The organism is Microbacterium yannicii (assembly GCF_024055635.1).
Taxonomy (GTDB): Bacteria; Actinomycetota; Actinomycetes; order Actinomycetales; family Microbacteriaceae; genus Microbacterium; species Microbacterium yannicii.
Map to the genome: position 1 here is coordinate 136,489 of NZ_JAMXMB010000032.1, position 14,730 is coordinate 151,218.

12 protein-coding genes are annotated in these 14,730 nt (G+C 69.7%); 3 read left to right on the plus strand and 9 right to left on the minus strand.

The window, feature by feature from the left end:
• Window positions 1–191: 191 nt before the first annotated feature.
• The gene (locus NCG93_RS13045) at window positions 192–851 is read left to right on the plus strand and encodes a type 1 periplasmic-binding domain-containing protein (RefSeq protein WP_194412224.1); all 660 of its coding nucleotides are present in this window, start codon (window positions 192–194) and stop codon (window positions 849–851) included.
• An 85-nt stretch (window positions 852–936) separates the two neighbouring features.
• Here NCG93_RS13045 and NCG93_RS13050 read toward each other — a convergent pair whose 3' ends face one another.
• The 9 genes from NCG93_RS13050 to NCG93_RS13090 all read right to left on the minus strand — a co-directional run bounded on the left by NCG93_RS13050 (window position 937) and on the right by NCG93_RS13090 (window position 12,332).
• A complete protein-coding gene (locus NCG93_RS13050) occupies window positions 937–1,983 on the minus strand; it encodes a LacI family DNA-binding transcriptional regulator (RefSeq protein ID WP_194412223.1) in 1,047 nt (348 codons plus the stop codon).
• 140 nt (window positions 1,984–2,123) lie between these two features.
• Window positions 2,124–4,328 (minus strand): alpha/beta hydrolase, encoded by a 2,205-nt coding sequence (locus NCG93_RS13055; RefSeq protein ID WP_194412222.1) that lies wholly within the window; start codon window positions 4,326–4,328, stop codon window positions 2,124–2,126.
• A 261-nt stretch (window positions 4,329–4,589) separates the two neighbouring features.
• On the minus strand, window positions 4,590–5,387 hold the full coding sequence (locus NCG93_RS13060; protein ID WP_194412221.1) for an amidohydrolase family protein: 798 nt from the start codon (window positions 5,385–5,387) through the stop codon (window positions 4,590–4,592).
• On the minus strand, window positions 5,384–6,325 hold the full coding sequence (locus NCG93_RS13065; protein WP_194412220.1) for an aldo/keto reductase: 942 nt from the start codon (window positions 6,323–6,325) through the stop codon (window positions 5,384–5,386). Before NCG93_RS13065 ends, NCG93_RS13060 begins: the two co-directional genes overlap by 4 nt.
• Window positions 6,295–7,086, minus strand: a complete 792-nt coding sequence (locus NCG93_RS13070; RefSeq protein ID WP_194412219.1) for an RraA family protein — start codon at window positions 7,084–7,086, stop codon at window positions 6,295–6,297. The genes NCG93_RS13065 and NCG93_RS13070 overlap by 31 nt, the downstream gene beginning before the upstream one ends.
• Window positions 7,079–9,040 carry a DUF8034 domain-containing protein gene (locus NCG93_RS13075; protein WP_194412218.1) on the minus strand — a complete coding sequence of 654 codons (1,962 nt, stop codon included), beginning with the start codon at window positions 9,038–9,040 and terminating at the stop codon, window positions 7,079–7,081. Before NCG93_RS13075 ends, NCG93_RS13070 begins: the two co-directional genes overlap by 8 nt.
• 2 nt (window positions 9,041–9,042) lie before the next feature.
• Complete coding sequence (locus tag NCG93_RS13080; RefSeq protein WP_194412217.1) at window positions 9,043–10,005, minus strand: carbohydrate ABC transporter permease; 963 nt, start codon at window positions 10,003–10,005, stop codon at window positions 9,043–9,045.
• Window positions 10,002–10,952 carry a carbohydrate ABC transporter permease gene (locus NCG93_RS13085; protein ID WP_194412216.1) on the minus strand — a complete coding sequence of 317 codons (951 nt, stop codon included), beginning with the start codon at window positions 10,950–10,952 and terminating at the stop codon, window positions 10,002–10,004. Before NCG93_RS13085 ends, NCG93_RS13080 begins: the two co-directional genes overlap by 4 nt.
• Before the next feature lie 114 nt (window positions 10,953–11,066).
• Window positions 11,067–12,332 carry an ABC transporter substrate-binding protein gene (locus NCG93_RS13090; RefSeq protein WP_194412215.1) on the minus strand — a complete coding sequence of 422 codons (1,266 nt, stop codon included), beginning with the start codon at window positions 12,330–12,332 and terminating at the stop codon, window positions 11,067–11,069.
• A 198-nt stretch (window positions 12,333–12,530) separates the two neighbouring features.
• Here NCG93_RS13090 and NCG93_RS13095 point away from each other — a divergent pair, with 198 nt between their 5' ends.
• Entirely contained in the window at window positions 12,531–13,757 is a 1,227-nt protein-coding gene (locus tag NCG93_RS13095) for a hypothetical protein (RefSeq protein ID WP_194412214.1), read from the plus strand.
• Window positions 13,758–14,094: 337 nt separating this feature from the next.
• Window positions 14,095–14,583 (plus strand): FBP domain-containing protein, encoded by a 489-nt coding sequence (locus tag NCG93_RS13100; protein ID WP_194412213.1) that lies wholly within the window; start codon window positions 14,095–14,097, stop codon window positions 14,581–14,583.
• Window positions 14,584–14,730 lie beyond the last annotated feature (147 nt).

Sequence of the window (14,730 nt, forward strand, 5' to 3'; positions counted from 1 at the left end):
GTGGGGATGCGGCGCCGGTTCCCCGGCTCCGACAGATGAGCCTCGCGACCCCACGTGACGGTCGAGGCCCAGCACTGTGAACGGCCGGAGCCGGGCGAGCGAACACTGGGCAAACGAGGCCGTTCACGAGCAAGGCGGCAGGCGCCGTCGCGCATCCTGGAAGCATCCGCCCTCCATCCGCTAGGACGACCGTGCTTCTTCGCACCCTTTCAGCGACGATCGTCGCTGCCGTGCTCCTGCTGTCGCTGACCGCCTGCGCCCATGACGAGTGGCGCTCGCCGCGCGCGGAACCCACCGCCGTCGGCACGCCGGCGGCGGGATTCCTGCCCGAGACCGAGCCCTCCCCGGAGGCGACGGTGGTGCCGGCGGATGGCTCCTGGCATGGGGTCTCGCCCTCGGCCGGCTATCGCGTGGTGCTGCTCACCAGCGGCGATGACAGCACGACCGAGACCCTCAACACCGCCGTGGAGGAGTGGGCGTCCGACGAGCACGCGTCCTTGCGGACAGTGAGGGCCGAGGACTCCGACCCCATCCCGGCCATCGTCGATGCGATGGACATGGACCCCGACCTCATCGTCAGCACCGGCGAGGCGCTGATCGACGCGCTCGCGATGGTCAGCCCGAACCACCTCGATGTGTCGTTCCTCGTCCTCGGCGCGGAGCTGGCCGAGCCCACCTACAACGTGACCTCCGTCGACTGGACCGGAGCCGGCTTCCGCGGTGAGGGGCTCGGCTCGGCCACGCACTTCGACGAAGGCACGTTCACCCCGCAGCGCGGTGCTGCGGCGATCCGGGCAGGCACGACGGCGGTGCTCTCGGGTATGACCGGCGTCGTGCTCTGGATCGACTGACCGCCGGCTGGGCGGTGCCGGCTCTGAATTCCGGATGCCGGCGGCCGCGGCATCCCATCGCTCACGGTTACCGGCGCCGGCGCCGTCAGCTCAGCGTCGACTGACGTTCTACCAGGCGGAAGTCGACCACCACCTTGCGCGGAGGAGGCTGATCGTCCTTCGCGACGCCGTCGAGGCGGAGGCGGATGCGCTCCTCGAGGAGCGCGACAGCGGCGGCGGCGACGGCCTCGCGGCCGAGGTCGATCGTGGTCAACGGCGGACGGGAGTAGCTGGTCTCTTCGATGTTGTCGAAGCCGATGAGCTGCACATCGTCGGGCACCCGCAGGCCGCGGTCGGCCAGCGTCGACAGCGCGCCGAGTGCAAGGGTGTCGGTGAAGGCGACGACGGCGTCGGGCTTCACGCCTCGGTCGAGGATCTCGGCCATGGTCGCGGCACCTGTGGCGTGGAAGTAGTCGGGCACCCCGATGATCGCGCGGGGATCCACCTGGAGCCCGTGCTCCTCGAGCGCCTGGAGAAAGCCCTCCATGCGCAGCGTGCCGCTGCTCGTCGACTGGTCCTCCTTCGCGCCGAGCGGCACGATCGTGCGCGCTCCGCGCGCGATGACGTGCTCCGCAGCTGCCTTCGCACCCTCGACGTTGTGCATCGTCACGTGATCCACGCCGACGTCGAAGACGCGCTCGCCGAGCAGCACCATCGGGAAGTCGACGTCGAAGAGGGCGGCATCCTGCTGTCCCAAGGCCAATGGCGAGTAGATGACACCGTCGACCATCGAGCGGTAGCTGCCGTTGACGACTCGCAGTTCGCGATCCCGCTCGTCGTTCGTCTGCTGGATGAAGACCGTCAGGCCGACCGTGGCGGCCTCGCGCATGATGGTGTCGGCGAGCTCGGCGAAATAGACGCCCCGCAGGGCGGGAAGCGCGAGGGCGATGACGCCCGTACGCCCGCGGCTGAGGTTCCGCGCCGAGACGTTGACGTGGTAGTGCAGCTCGCGGATCGCGTTCCGCACGCGCTCGTCGGTCTCGGGCCGGATGTACGGGTAGCCGTTCAGCACGTTCGAGACGGTCTTGATCGACACCCCGGCAAGCTCCGCGACATCGCGGATCGTCGCGGACCCGCTCGCCTTGCGTGCCATGGCGCTACCGCCTCCCGTCGGGTCAGTGGTCAGCGTATTACAGCGCTGCCTCGCTGCCGCTCGACCGATCACGCCGGCCCGGAGCGCGGACAGCGGAGTGCGGGGGCCGACGGTGGTCGGCCCCCGCACCTGTCGATCGGCTAGAAGAGTCGCGGCAGGAAGTCGATGAGACCCTGCCACCACACGTCGAAGCCGTGTGGCCCCGGGACCACCGTCTTCGCAACCGGGATCCCGTTGGCGCTCATCGACGACTCGATGCCATTGATCGCGTTGACGGCGCCGGTGTCGACGTCGCCGGCGAACAGCGTGACCGACTTCGTCGTCGCGATGGCCGTCTGGCCCCCGGGCGTCGAGGGATCGAGCGTCGCGGCGGTGAACGGCGGCGAGAACATCCCGAAGTAGCCGAACTGACCCGGGTGGTTCACCAGGGTGCCGTGCGTGAGGAACCCGCCCCACGACAGACCCGCCATCGCACGCTTCGCCGGGTCGTCCGACACGTTGTACTGCGACTTCACCAGCGGCATCACGTTGCCCGACAGCTCGTTCCAGATGTCGAAGGGCGCACCCGAGTACCCCGGCATCACCACGACCATGGGCTTGATCTTGCCCTGCGCGTAGAGGTTGTCGAGGATCTGGCTCGCGCGGCCGATCTCGGTCCAGGCCGCGTAGTTCTGCCCGAAGCCGTGGTACAGGTACAGGACGGGATACGGCTCGGCGCGGTTCGCGTCGTAGTCGACCGGCGTCCATACCTTCAGCTTCGAGGCGCCGAAGGCACCGCTGTAGTTGAGCGTCGCGAGCTCTCCGGTCTCGTCGGCTGCGGCATCCGCCAGCAGTGGCGTGCGCGTACCACCCGGGACGAACAGCTGGCTCTCGACGTTCACGACGTTCGTCGTGTCCTGAGGATCGTGGAACCCGACGCCGTTTACTTCGTAGCGCCAGTAGTAGTAGCCGTCGATCGGGCCGATCGTCGCCCGCCAGCGGTCGCCCTCCTTGGTGAGCGGGATGCGGAACCACTGCCCGTTCGGAGCCCAGTCGCCCCACAGCACGACGTCCTTCGCGTCGGCCCACTGGGTGCCGGTCTCGAAGGTGACCATGCCGTTCTCGTCGATGCTCGGGGTCGTGATGCTCCCCGCAGCGGGCGCGGTGTAGGGCTCGGTGAGCGGTGAGTGACCCTCGCTGAGGCCGTGGTCCTTGACGCTCGGCTTGAAGGCGCGCGATGCGAAGTCGCGCAGGTTCTCACGCCAGGTGTCCCAGACTCCGCCGGTCTCGGGGTGCACACCATCGAACTCGAGTCGAACGCCCGCCTGCTGAAGGGCGGTCATGGCCTCGTAGGTGCCGTTGTAGTTCTGGTCGAGCGTGTTGCCGACGTAGAACCGCAGCAGATCGGTCTTGGCATTGATCTTGCGAGCCAGGGAGGCTGTGACCGCCGTGCTGTCCGACAGGTAGCCGGAGAACGAGCCGACGGAACCGAAAACGCCGGGCTCGGCGGCCGCCACTTCGAGAGCCTGCGACGCGCCGCGCCCGATGCCGGCGATCGCGGTCTGCTTCACCTTGCTCGACACGTTGTACGCGGACTTGACGGCGGGGACGATCCCGTCCAGGAGCTCCGCCGCTGCGTCGGCGTCACCCGCGTCGGCCATCACCACGACCATCGACGAGAGGTCGCCGTTCGCCGCGAGGTTGTCGAGGATCTGGCGCGCGCGGCCGAGCTCGAGCCACTCGCGGAACGACTGGCCCTGGTCGGAGAGCAGGTAGAGCACAGGAAGCGCCTTGGCTGCCTTGGTGGTGTAGCCCGGCGGGGTCCACACGGCCAGCGACTGCTCGGACTGGGTCACCGGCGACCGGTACGTGAGTTCGGCGACAGAGCCGCCGCCCGCGGGGACGTCGTCCATCCACGCGACCTCGGGGCCGGGGATGAAGAGGGTGTTCCAGTCGGGGTGCGATGTGACCTCGACAGGAGTGTCGGCGTTGCGGAAGGCCACCCGCGAACGGTCGGCCATGGTGGCGACGTACTGGTAGTAGTACAGGCCGGGCTGGAGCGGGCCGATGTTGGCGGAGCAGTTCGAGCCGCTCGCGTCGAGCCCCATCCGCGCCCAAGTGTTCGACGGCCCGAAATTGCCCTCGACCTCAGCACCCGCGCCCGTCGAGTTGCCGCAGGCATTCGACGGCACGCTCGACGTGGGAACGGTGAAGCGGTGGTAGATCCCCGACTGCGACTCCCACGGATCAGGAGCGGCTGAGGCGGGGGCCGCCGTCAGCGCGACGAGCGACGCGGCGAGAACGAGTCCCGTCGCTGCCCGAGCTCGAAGGCCACGCGGCCACCGAACCCCGGTTTCATTCTTCATTGAACAGCCTTTCTTCGAAGGATGCAGCGGCAACCGCGCCCCTGCTGCTCGGCGCACGCGCTCCCCACGATCAGCCGTCTACGGCTGAGCAGGCGAAGTAGTACACCGGTGTAGTACGTGTGAAGCTACACCGGTGTACTACAACGTTGCAATAGCGCTCCCTGCCGAACGCGCCCGTTCAGCAATCCGTCGCGGGCCGCAGCCCCGGCTCCTGAGCGGATCGATGCGGCGACTTTCCGATCGCGCCGCGGGCGCCGGTCGTCACAGTCCGTAGACCTGCACGGATGCCGCTGCCCAGAGGTCGTCGGATCGCCCCAGCCACGCCCGCTCGACGCGATCGACCAGGCGCTCGTAGGAATCGACGCGGGCGGACATCGGCCAGTCGCTGCCGAACATCAACCGGTGCTCGCCGAACGCGTCGGATGCCGTCGCGGCGAGCGCGGCCAGACGGTCGTGATCGTCCGGCGCCGTCGCGAGGCCCGAGAACTTCGCGGCCGTGTTCGGCTCGGCGGCGCACCGCCGCAGCGACTCCTGCCATTCCCTCGTCGGCGCGCCCGCCCCCAGCCCGAGATGGCACAGGACGAACGTCGTACGCGGGTATCGGCCGGCCAGCTGCGCCACCGCATCGAGCTGGGCAGGACGCACGAGCAGCTCGACGACGCGCCCTGAGGAGCCCGCACCCTCGCACAACACGTCCAGCCCGGGGACGTCCGACAGGTCGGCCGCACCGCCCGGAGTCGCGACCCGGATGCCGCACACCCGGTCGTTCAGCACGTCGGATGCGAGCCCGGCCCAGCCGTCGAACCCCGGCACGTACTGCAGCACCACCGCCCGCACCACAGGATCCGCAGCGGCGACCTCGAGCAGCCACTGCATCTCCGGCAGCGTGTCCCCGGCCTGGACGGCGACGGCGGCAGTGACGGGACGCGCGGCGCCGGCCGCGGCATCCCGCAACGCCGCAGGCAGCGCCACACGCGGCAGGCCCATGTCGTCCCGGAACCACGACAGCGAGAACCGCGAGGGATCCCAGAGATGGATGTGCGCGTCGACGATGCTCATGCGCGATCGAGCTGGGCCCACAACTCGTCGGGGATCGACGCGTGCTCGGCGGCCACGAAGTCCTGCACCTCGGCCGGCGTGCGAGCGCCCACGACGACGGCCTCGACGGCGGGGAGGCGCAGCGGGTAGCGAGAGGCCGCGTGCCGCAGCTCGACCCCGTGCGCACCGCACAGGGCGGACAGCTCCAGAGCGCGAGTGCGCAGCGACGGCGGGGCCTCGCGGTAGTCGAAGTAGGGCGTGCCGACCGGGTCGGCGAGGATGCCGGAGTTGAACACGCCCGCTGCCACGACCCCCACCCCGCGCTCAAGAGCGGCGGGCAGCAGCTCGTGCTCGCCGCGATGGTCGAGCAAGGTGGTGCGCCCCGCGATCATCACAACGTCGATGTCGGCCTCCCGCACGAAGCGCGTCAGCGGGTCGGGCCACACCATTCCGACGCCGATCCCCCGCACCACGCCCTGGTCGCGCAGCGAGAGCAGTTCCGGCATCGCATGGGCGAGCGCCTCATCGACGTCCATCGGGTCATGCAGGTACAGCAGGTCGATGCGGTCGGTGCGCAGGCGCTTCAGGCTGCCCTCGAGGCTGCGCAGCACGCCGTCGCGTGAGAGGTCGGCCGCCGTATCGGCGCCCACGCCGCCCGACGGCACAGCGTCGCCCGCGGCATCCACGATCTTCCGGCCCACTTTCGTCGCGATGACGACCGAGTCGCGCGGGACCCCGTCGAGTGCACGCCCCAGCCGAGCCTCGCTCGCACCCGCGCCGTAATGCGGGGCGGTGTCGAAGAAGCGGATGCCGGCGGCCAGCGCCGCAGCGACGGTCGCGTCGGCGTCGGCATCGGCGACCGCGTGGAATAGGTTGCCGATCGGCGCACAGCCGAGCCCGAAGATCTCGGAGGCGTCGGGCGTCGGCGTCAGCGGGCGAAGGCCTGCGCGGAACGCCACAGCTCGTACTCCTCACGCGAGTCGGGCGTCAGGGGGTAGTAGTCGCTGAGGCGCGCGCCCTCGTCGAGGCGCCGACGGCTGAACGCCTCCCAGTCCTCGTGGTCGGCCGCCGTCTCGAGCACCGAGCCGGCCATCGCCTGAGGCACGATGACGGGGCCGTCGCCGTCGGCGATCACGACGTCGCCGGGCATGCACAGGGCGCCGCCGACCGCGACCGGCACGTCGTACGCCCACGGGAACAGCTCGGTCTGGGACGCGTAGTGCGGTGTGGTGCCGGTCGACCAGACCGGCAGACCCAGCTCCCGGATGCGGTCGGAATCGCGGATGCGCCCGTCGACCACGATGCCCACGCCGCCCTTCTTCACGAAGTAGCGCGCGAGGATGTCGCCGATGCAGCCCGAGTACCGACTGCCGAACGCCTGGATTACCAGCACATCGCCCGGCTTCACCTCTTCGAGCACGTGCCACAGCGCTGTATGCCGCTCGACGTATTCTTGTCCATGACCCGACGCGAGGTCCTCGCGCTGGGGCATGAACTGCAGCGTGATCGCCGATCCCACCACCCGCTGCCCTACCGCCAGCGGGCGGGGGCCCTCGACGAACGAGCGGGTGATTCCCATTCCATGCAGTTTGGCGCATGCGGTCGCCGACGACACCCGTTCGAGGTCGCGCAGCGTCTGCGTGTCGGGGCGGCGGTAGGCGCCGCCGCGCACGGGAAGTTCGAACGCCGGTCGTGGGAACGGCGCAGCGGGGTCAGACATGGGGCACTCCTTCGACGGGTACAGACAGGGGAAGAGCGGATGCCGCACGCCGGTGTCGCGGCGTGGCGCCGGAGTGCACCGTGTGCAGGGTCAGGTCGGCGCGATGCGCGGGCGGCAGCACGATCAGGAGCGCGTCGTCGTCGGCCGTCAGCTGGCGCGTCAGCGTCGACGGCGAACCGGGGGTGGACGCGTACGCCGTGCTGCTGCCGGGATACACGGCACCGGTCTCGGTCCGCACCGTCACCGAGCCGATGCGCCGCTCGCCGAACCGCGAGGCCCGCACCACCACACGGCGAGCGCGAGTGGTCGACGTGTTGACGAGTGCGAGGTCGATGTCGTCGCCGTCGAGGCGCGACACGAGGGCCGCGACATCGGGCGGCAGCCCCGGGCGCCCGGCGTCCGGATCCTCGTAGACGATCGCGGCGAAGGGCAGACCGCCGTTGTAGAGCACCTGCGGCGTGCCCGAGACCAGCTGACTCAGCACCTCGGTGACCACCGGGTTCACGCGCTGCCAGAAGTGCAGGTGCGCCGCGTCCGGATCCGTCGCCGCGCCCTGCATCAGCGCCACGCGACGCGCGACCTGGCCCAGTGCCATCTCGAGCGCCCGCGTGGGGTAGTCGGGCAGGTCGCCGTCGAGGAATGCGAGCCACGGCGCCTCGTGCCCGGCCTCGGCCTTGTCGCGGAACGGCTTGACCGGCTCGGCCATTGGCGGCAGGCCCGCGACGGCTCGACGCACCCGCGCCAGGTCGTCGTCGCGCCGCGACCACCACCACACCCACAGTGGCAGCTCGAGCGGCATCGGGCCGTAGTCGAACCAGCCATGGCGCCCGAAGCGGTGGGGGACCAGCAGGGCGGGGGTGGCGGCATCCGTCCCCCATCGCGCGAGCCAGCCGCCTCGCAGACTGAAGGGGGTCTCGGCGATCGGGGCGACGATGGCGTTGTCGAGCACGGTGTCGAGCACGGCTCGGGCCGGATCGAGGGCCGCGTCGTCACCCGTGACGAAGGATTCGTTGATGCCGGCGACCACCGCCGCCATGCCGATCGACGGGAGCCCGTGCGGCCAGGTCCAGCCGTAGTGGCCGCCGAACCAGCGGCCATCGTGCAGCCCACCGACGGTGCCGTCGGGCGCGACGTTGTCGGGGAGCAGTCCGCCGTTCGCGGCGGCACGGGCGCGCCAGCCGTCGACGTAGCTGCGCAGCCAGGCGGCCGACGCCTCGTCGCCGTCGTACAGCCAGCGGTTGGCGACGAGGCTCGTCGCGGCGAGGTTCACCGCCACGTCGCCCGCAGCGGCTCGGTGCATCGCCTCGCCCATCGCCGCGGCGAGCACCGGATCGGCCAGGTCGTCCCAATCGCCGATGCCCGGCACGAATTCGAGCGGCAGACCGTACGGACGCATCTCGCGACGCTCGGCCGAGTAGGGCTCGGGTTCATCGCTCAGTCCGGGGCGTGGACCGAGCGCACCGTTGTGGGGCGCTGTGATGATGTTGCGGATGCTGTCGTAGTTGCCGTGCGCGGCATCCGTGTACAGCTCTGCGAACCGGCGCGCACGCTCCGCGAACACGGGGTCGGCCGGGTCGGCGGCGCACAGGGCGTAGAAGAAGATGAGCGACTCGCCCTGGTGGAACCAGTCGTAGCCGTTCTCGTACTCGCCGGTGACCATGCCGGCATCGGCGAGTTGCGCCGTCACGCCTTCCCAGTGGTGCTTCGCCGCCGCCAGCACCTCGTCACTGCCCCCGAGCAGATAGAACGCCGGCCAGTTGAAGAACGGCTCGTACAGGTCGTCGACGCCGTCGCGGTCCTCGAAGACCGCGTCGAAGCGTAGGCCGCCGTCGGGCCGCGTGAAGGACTCCGAGAAGAGACGCCATGCGTCCTCGATCTCGTCGAACAGGCGGCGTTGCAGCACGGCCCACGCCGGGATCGACGACAGCGGCCGGGTGGGGATCGATTCCGGCACGCTCAGCCCTTCGTCGCCCCGGCGACGAGGCCGCCGATGATGTGCCGCTGCATGATGATGAAGAACGCGACGGCGGGGGCGATCGCGAGCAGCAGCGTCGGGAACAGCACGGTGTAGTCGGTGGAGAACTCGCCGACCGCCGCGTAGACGCCGGTGGTCACCGTGTAGATGCCCGAGCCGGGGCCGAGGATGATCTGCGGACTCACGAAGTCGTTCCAGACGCCGATCGAGTTGAGCACGACGATCGTCGCCACCACCGGGCGCATGATCGGGAAGATGCACGACCAGAACGCGCGGATCCGACCCGCCCCGTCGAGGGCCGCCGCTTCGTCGATGTCGCGGGGCACGGTGCGCAGGTACGCGGCGAACAGGAAGATCGTGACCGGCAGCGTCGCCGCCGTCTCGAACAGGAGGAAGCCCGGGATCGTGTTGATGAGGCCCAGCACGCGCAGCACGAACACCACCGGGATCAGCGTCACCTGACCGGGGATGAAGAGCCCCGACACGAACACCACGAGCAGCACGACGTGCCACTTCGTGCGGCCTCGGGCGATGACGTAGGCGACGGGCGCCGCCAGCGCGATGCAGAAGACGTTCACGAGCACGACGAACAGCAGGGTGATGCCGTACGCCCCGACCACGTTGAACTTCTCGCTCGTGATCGCGTTCCAGAGGTACTCGAACCTGAACATGTCGGGCGTGATCGCGAGCGGATGAAGGATGATGTCGGCCTGCGGCTTGAACGCGCTGATGACCAGGATGTACAGCGGCACCAGCATCACGAGTGCGAGTGCCCCGAGCAGCACCCATTTCACGATCGTGGCGGCGAGCGGCGTGCGCGCCGCCGCCGGCCCGCTGCGACGACGCGGACGGCGGCCGAACCTGCGCCGAGGCAGTTCGTCGGCGTCGGTCAGGAACACCTCGGCGGCGATGTTCGGGCCGGTGGTCTCGGTCGAGATCGTCATGATTCGCTCGCCTTCCGGTCGGCGCCGCGGCGCGCGAACGTCACCGCGAGCCCGATCGCCGCGGTCACGATGAGGAGCACGACCGACTGGGCCGCGCCGAACCCGAGTCGCGCCTGCGCGAACGAGTCCTTGAGGATCTGGTAGACGATCGTCTGCGTGGACGCCGCCGGCCCGCCATCGGTGAGGGCGAGCACGATGTCGTACGCCTTGAGCAGCCCCACCAGCGTCAGGACGAGGTTCACCGTGAGCACGGGGGCGATGAGCGGCAGCGTCACGTTGCGGAACTGCTGCCACCGCGAAGCACCGTCGACCGTCGCCGCCTCGTAGTACTCGGTGGGCACCGACTTGATGCCGGCGAGGTACAGGATCATGTTGAAGCCGAAGTGTGACCACACGATCGTGAGGATCACGCTCGCCTTCGCGAAGGTCATGTCGGTGAGGAACGGCAGCGGCGCCACCCCGAACTGGGCGAGCAGCGAATTGACGGCGCCCTGCGGCGCGAGCATCGCCGACCAGAGGAACCCGATGATCAGCGCGCTGATGATGTACGGGTAGAAGAAGACCGTGCGCAGCACCGTGTTGCCGCGACTGTTGCCGGCGATGAGGGATGCCACGGCCAGCCCGATCCCGTTGCACAGCACCGTGCCGACCACGGCGATGATCGCCGTGAACACCGCCGCATCGATGGTGCGCGGGTTCTTGAACGCATCGGCGTAGTTCTCGAACCCGATGAAGTCGAAATGGAGGCTGTAGCCGTTCCAGTCCGTGAAGCTCAGCACGATCGCCAGCAGCATCGGCACGATGAACATCGCGATGAAGACGATGAGCGCCGGGCCGCTCATGATCACGCCCGCGGCGCGGTCCTGCCATGATTTGCGCCGGCGGCGTGTGGGCGCTTCCGTTCGCGCTCTCGCGGTGCCGGCCAGCCGGGCCACGGTGTCGGCCATCTCAGTCTGCTTTCCCGCCCGTCGGGCTGTGGTCGCCATCGGGGTGTCGTGTCGTCGTCGATACGGGGAGGCCAGGCTTCCGCGCCGGCGCGGTGCCGGCGCGGAAGCCGTCCGTCAGTCGATGCTGGCGGTGAACCAGGCGTCCATGGCCCCGTTGACGTCGTCGGCCGGAGTGCCGCCGAGCAGGGCCTGCGTCTGGGTGTTGAGCTCGCCGGAGTAGCCGTCCGGCAGCTTGCGCTCGCCGTAGCCGCCGCCGGTCGGCGTGTAGGCCGATGCCGGGGTGTCGGCGACGATCGCCAGCAGCTCCTTGCCCAGATCGGTCATGTCGTACTCATAGCCGTCGCGGTAGTTGCCGTCGACCTCGAGCTGGCTCATCACCGCATCCTTGTCGGTGGTGAGGAACTCGAGGAGCTCGGCCGCGGCATCCTGGTGCTTCGACTCCTTCATGATCACGTACGGGCTCGCGATGTTCGCGCCCATGGCGGGATCGTCGACGCCGTCGACGGCCGGTCCGCGGAAGACGCCGATCGGCGCCGGGTTCTCGGCCTTCGCCTCGGTGCCCACGAACCAGCTGCCCATCGGGTAGAGGGCCGTGTTTCCGGCGAGGAAGTTCTGCTCGGCGTCGGGGTACTTGACGCCCAGCGCGTCGGCGTTGGTGTAGCCCTTCGCGATCCAGTCCGCGTAGAGGTCGGTGTAGTCGCCGTAGCTCTTCGAGAACGTGGTCTTGCCGGAGTTCATGTCGGCGTACCAGTCCGGGTTCTCGCCGACCACGGAGGGCAGCGCGAGTGTCTGCAGCGCGTGGCTCGACATCCAGTCGCCACCCGTCTGGATGCCGGTCCAGCCGGCGTCCTTGAGCTGGGCGAGATCGTCGCTGAGCTCGTCGACGGTGGTCGGCGGCTCGGTGATCCCCGCCGCTTCGAAGGCGTCCTTGTTGTAGAACCACAGGCTCTGCAGCTGCACGCCGACGCCCGCCATGTAGTACTTGCCGTCGATCGAGTACTGGTCGGCCAGCGGCCCCCCGGACGCCCAGTCGTACTCCGACAGGTCGACGAGCTCTTCGGCGAGGTCGGGGGTGGGCGCGAGCGACTGCACGATGTCGGGCGCCTGACCCGCGGCGAGCAGGCGCGGCACGGCGGCGCTGACACCCTCGGCGCCCGGGTTGTCGATCACCACGTCGATGTCGGGGTGCGCCTCTTCGAAGGGCGCGACGAGCTCGTTCCACCAGTCCTCGGTGAGGTTGGGCGTCACGTTCACGAGCACGCGCAACTCGACGTTCTCGTTGGAACTCTCACCCCCGCTCGGCGTGGAGGAGCAGCCGGCAAGAAGCGTCACGGCGGCCGCTCCGGCGCCGATCGCTGTGAGGGTACGTCTGCTGATCATCGTCGATCCTCTCGTGGGCACATCATCGGGACGAGACGACCCTACACTAATCGATAATCGGTTATCAACGATCTTCGTACGGCTCTGTCAGGACTCTACGCCGAGGCAGCGGAGGCATCGGAAGGGAAGCCACTACGGGACGGATGCCGCAACCCGACGATCCCGACACCCCGCAACGTGCCCAGGTAGCGTGGTCGAGTGAGCGTTCCCTCTGTCGCGCCCGGCGCCGCCTCGTCGCTGCCGTTCGACGCGCGTCCCCTCGTCGAGACAGTCCCGCCGGGCGCGGCGCGCGCCTTCGTGCAGGAACTGCGCCGCACCGGTCGCCTGAAGAGCTCGCCCTTCACCGGCGTGCTGATCTTCGCGGGAATCGCGGTCGTCGTGCTGGTCGTGTTCGGCTCGATCGCGACGACCATGATCTCCGCCGTCGTGAGCGCGATCGGCACCGGGGGCGGGGGCGGGATGGCGCTTCTCTTCGCGTTGGCCCCGATCCTCGTGATCGGCATCATCGTGGCCGTGGGCATCACGCTGTCCGTCCGGGCCGCCCGCACGGGCAGCGACCGCATGTACCGCCTCGACGGGTTCGCGCGCGCCAACGCGATGCAGTACGTGCCGCGGTTCGACAACCCCGGGCTGCCGGGCATGATCTTCTCGCTCGGCAACTCGCGGCACTCGACCGACCTCGTGCGGGGCGACCGCCCGCGCTTCGTCGAGTTCGCGAACTACCGGTACACGACCGGTTCGGGCAAGAACCAGCAGACCCACCACTGGGGCTATGTCGCGGTGAAGCTCGACACCCCGCTGCCGCACATCGTGCTGGACGCGACCAGCAACAACGGCCTCTTCGGGTCGAACCTGCCGCTCGCCTTCGACAAGGACCAGCGGCTCAGCCTCGAGGGCGACTTCGACCGCTACTTCTCCCTCTACTGCCCGGCCGACTACGAGCGCGACGCGCTCTACCTCTTCACGCCCGACATCATGGCGCGCTTCATCGACAACGCGGCAGCCCTCGACGTCGAGATCGTCGACGACTGGCTGTTCCTCTACGCCAAGCGCGATTTCTCGACCCTCGACCCGCAGACGTGGGCCTGGCTGTTCTCGGTCGTTGGGGCGCTCCTCGACAAGTTCGCCCAGTGGGCGCGATGGCGTGACGAGCGGCTCGCCGCCGACAGGATGATTCCGGATGCCGCGGCCCCGAGCACTGCGGCACTCGCTGCCGCCGCGGGTCTGGGCGCCACGCCGGCGACCGGCGGGGCGGCAGCGAGCGTCCCGTTCACGCCCCCACTGGATGCGCTCCGCCCACCGCCCGGCGTCGCAGCCCAGGGCCGCCGCCTGCAGCGCGGCGTGCCGTGGGTGCCGATCGTCGTCGGCGGCGTGGTGGTGCTGTTCTGGATCGTCGTGCAGGTCGGCGGCGCACTCCTGCGCTGAGCGGGTTCGGGGGCCACCCGGCGACGCCGCGCGGATCATGTGCTCTCGTCGAGGGCACACGTCGCGCCCGCACACAGCGGGTCGTCTCGGCGAGAGCACGTGATACCGACGTCTGCCCAGGCGCACGAGCGTATGCTGTCGGGCGTGCATTCGACGATCACGACGCCCCACGGGCGTGAGGGGGTACTCGGCGCTGTTCGCGCCGAGCGGAGGTAGCCGCACGCGTCGCCCGGTCTGGGACCAGGAACGACGCCGCCGACTCTCCGTGGACCATCGGTCCGCGGCATCCGCTCTCCGTCGCATCGCGACGAACCCTCTGTGAACAAGGAATCGAATCATGCACGCCTACACCCAGAAGGACATCCGCGCGTCCTTCGTCAACGCCTCCCTGCGCGAGCGCAACGCCCTCGTCGTCCCGGACCTCGCCGGAGTGAACTGGCAGGATCTGGACTACTTCGGCTGGCGCGACCCGAAGCAGCCGCTCGCCGGCTTCATCGTGGTGCCGGTCGACGACGACCCTGTCGGCATTCTGCTGCGCCAGACCGAGCAGCGCACGCGCACCCGCGCGCAGTGCTCATGGTGCGAGGACGTGACCCTGCCGAACGACGTCGTACTGTTCGGCGCGAAGCGTGCCGGCAAGGCCGGTCGCAACGGCGACACCGTCGGCACCCTGTTGTGCGAGAACTTCGAGTGCTCGGCCAACGCGCGCCGCCCCATGCCACCGGCGTACCTCGGGTTCGACGTCGCTGCCGCGCGACGCCGTCGCATGGAGGCGCTGCGCGCGCACGCCGAGGGCTTCGCACGCGACATCCGCGACAGCGCCTGACGCCGTTCCCGCTCCGGCCGCACCCTGGCCACTCCGGGTTTGGGGCGCACCGCGTCCGTTCGGGGCGTACGCCGTGCGCCCCGGCCACTCTCGGTTTGGGGCGCACCGCGCCCGTCCGGGGCGTACGCCGCGCGCCCCGGACGGGCG